Below are 3,293 nucleotides of genomic sequence, written 5' to 3'. Positions count from 1 at the left end.
GGGCTGTCAAGAGTGGAGCGCAGCGACATCGCGAAGCGACGCGACGAAGGAGCGCTCTTGACTGACCGGCCCGACGCGGAAGGACGATGAGACTGACGGGAAGCCCCCAACCCTCCCTGAGACCGCCCGACTCAAGTCCCGCCCTCCCCCGGCCCCTCGAGGGGGAGATGGCGGGCCCCAACGCGGCGGGGCCGGACACCTTTGTGGTGTCCGGCCCCGATCCGCGGTACCGGCTACTTCTCCGTCACGCCCGCCGAGTCGAACGTGGCCACCTCGTGCATCGCGCGGGCCGCGCTCTGGACCAGCGGGAGGGCCAGGAGGGCGCCCGTGCCTTCGCCGAGGCGGAGGTCCAGGTCGACCAGGGGGCGCAGGCCCAGCTTGTTCAGGGCGGCCACGTGGCCCGGTTCCGCGCTGCGGTGGCCGGCGATGCAAGCCGACAGGGCCTCGGGGGCGATGGCGCGGGCCACCAGGGCGGCCGCGCCCGCGCTCACGCCGTCCAGGATGACCGGCGTGCGCAGCGAGGCGCCGCCGAGGATCAGGCCGACGATCGCGGCGTGCTCCAGGCCGCCGATGGCGGCCAGGACGCCGATCGGGTCGTTCAGGTCGGGCTGGTGGAGCTCCAGGGCGCGGCGGACCACATCGACCTTGCGGGCGTGGGTCTCGTCGTTGATGCCGGTGCCCCGGCCGGTGACCTCCGTCGGGTCGACGCCCGTGAAGACGGAGATGAGGGCGGCGGACACGGTCGTGTTCGCGATGCCCATCTCACCCGTCAGGAGCGCCTTGTTGCCCGCCGCGACGAGGTCGCGCGCGGTCTCGATGCCGACCTCGATGGCCGCGATCGCGTCCTCGCGGCTCATCGCGGGGCCCGTGGACAGGTCGTCCGTGCCCGGGCGGACCTTGCGGGGCAGCAGGCCCGGGGTGGCGGGCAGGTCGCCCTTCACGCCGACGTCGATGACGCACACCTCGGCGCCGACCTGGTTGGCGAAGGCGTTGCAGACGGCGCCGCCGCCCAGGAAGTTGGCCACCATCTGCGTGGTGACCTCCTGGGGCCAGGGGGTGACGCCCTGGGCGTGGACGCCGTGGTCACCGGCGAAGATCGCGACGGCGGCCGGCTCCGGGATCGGCGGCGGGCAGACCCGGGACAGGCCCGCCAGCTGCGCGGAGATGATCTCCAGCATGCCGAGCGCGCCCGCCGGCTTCGTCATCCGCTTCTGCCGCTCCCAGGCCTCGCCGAGCGCCTTGGCGTCGAGCGGGCGGATGCTGGCGACGGTGTCGGAGAGCAGGTCGTGCGGGGCCTCGCCGGGCAGCGCGCGGCGCCCGTACGTCTCCTCGTGGACGACCCAGGCCAGCGGGCGGCGCTGGGCCCAGCCCGCCTGCATCAGCTCCGGCTCCTCGGGGAACTCGTCGACGTAGCCGACGCACAGGTAGGCGACGACCTCAAGGTGCTCGGGGAGGCCGAGTGCGCGGACCATCTCGCGCTCGTCGAAGAAGCTGACCCAGCCCACGCCGAGGCCTTCGGCGCGCGCGGCGAGCCAGAGGTTCTCGACGGCGAGGGCGGAGGAGTACGGGGCCATCTGCGGCTGGGTGTGCCGGCCGAGGGTGTGGCGGCCGCCGCGGGTGGGGTCGGCGGTGACGACGATGTTCACCGGGGTGTCGAGGATGGCCTCGATCTTCAGTTCCTTGAACTGCTTGGCCCGGCCCTTGGGCAGCGACTTGGCGTAGGCCTCGCGCTGGCGCTGGGCGAGTTCGTGCATCGTGCGGCGGGTGTCCGCCGAGCGGATGACGACGAAGTCCCAGGGCTGGGAGTGGCCGACGCTCGGGGCGTGGTGGGCGGCCTCCAGGACGCGCAGCAGCACCTCGTGCGGGATCGGGTCGGTGCGGAAGCCGTTGCGGATGTCGCGGCGCTCGCGCATGACGCGCAGGACGGCCTCGCGCTCGGCGTCGGCGTAGCCGGGGGCCGGCTCGCCAACGGAGGGACGGGGCTCGGCGGGGGCCTCGACGGCGGCTTCGCCCTCGGCCGTACCGGGGTCGCCGGCGGCGGGCTCGGCGTCGGCGGCCACGGGCTGCGCCTCGGCGGACTCGGGGGCCTGCTCGGCCGGTACGTCGGCCGGCGCGGCGGAGCCGGCCTGCTCGGCCGGGGTCTCGGCGGGGGCCTCGGGGGCGTCGGCGGCCTGGACCGCGGTTTCCGCGGGCGCCTCGGCGACGGGCTCGGCCGGGGTCTCCCCGGCGGCGGCCTCGGCCACGGGCGCGGGGGCGCCCTCGGCGGCGGGAGCGGCTTCCTCGGCCGGGACGGCCTCGGGCGCGAACGCCTCGGCAGCCACCGTGCCCTCCTCGGCCACGACACCGTCGGGCGCGGGAGTGGCAGCGGCATCAGGGGCCACGGCGGCCTCCGGAGCGGCAACGGTCTCGGGACCCTCGGCGCCCTCCGCCACGGGAACGGCCTGCGGCGCGGCGGCGGTCTGCGGGGCCTCGGCACCCTCGGCGACCGGCTGACCCTCGGCGACGGGCTGGCCGTCCGCGACGGGCTGCCCCTCGGCAACGGGCTGGCCCTCGACGGCGGCCGGCTGGGCGACGGCGCCCTGGCCCTCGACGACAGCCTGACCCGCGACCGCCTGGCCCGCGACCGCCTGGCCCGCGACGGGCTGGCCATCGACCACGGCGTGACCGTCGACCACGACCGGTCCTTCACCCACGGGCTGTCCTTCACCCACGAGCTGTCCCTCGCCCACAGGCTGGCCGGGCACGCCCTGGCCCTCGGCCGCAGCCTGAGCCTCGGCGGCCGGAACCTGGCCCTCGGGCAACGCCTGACCTGCGGCCACAGCCTGGCCCTCGGCCACACCCTGACCGTCGGCCGGAACCTGGCCCTCAGCCACACCCTGGACCTCAGCCACACCCTCGCCCTGGGCCACGCCCTCGCCCTCGCCCTCGGCCACAACCTGCCCCTGGGCCACGCCCTGACCCTCGGCCAGAGCCTGTCCGGCAGCCACCGCCTGCCCGGCGGCCACCGCCTGGGCCACCGCCTGCGCCGCCGCACCCTGCTCGGCGACCGCGACGGCAACAGCGACCCCACCCACGCCAGCGACCGCGCCGGCGCCACCACCAGCACCCGCACCCGCACCCGCACCCGCGACCACCGGCTCCGCCGTCCACGGCGCTCCGGCCTGCGCCGGGATCTCGCCCAGCTGCGGGGCCACGGGGGCGGCCGGCGTGTCCAGGTACTCGGGGCCCGTGGCGGGCGCGCCGGGCAGGCCCGGCTCCGCTGCGGCCGGGGCCACGGCCGCGTCGGGGCCGGG

Annotated in this window: 1 protein-coding gene; it reads right to left on the bottom strand. The window is 76.6% G+C overall.

Going from position 1 to position 3,293, the window contains the following annotated elements:
• Positions 1-233: 233 nt before the first annotated feature.
• Complete coding sequence (cobT, locus tag AB0O29_RS34665; RefSeq protein ID WP_365160059.1) at positions 234-3,275, bottom strand: nicotinate-nucleotide--dimethylbenzimidazole phosphoribosyltransferase; 3,042 nt, start codon at positions 3,273-3,275, stop codon at positions 234-236.
• Positions 3,276-3,293: the final 18 nt, after the last annotated feature.

Origin of the sequence: Streptomyces sp. NPDC089915 (assembly GCF_040684675.1) — a bacterium.
Lineage (GTDB): Bacteria > Actinomycetota > Actinomycetes > Streptomycetales > Streptomycetaceae > Streptomyces.
The sequence above is the reverse complement of the archived record's forward strand: the minus strand, read 5'-3'. Positions and strand labels throughout refer to the sequence as shown.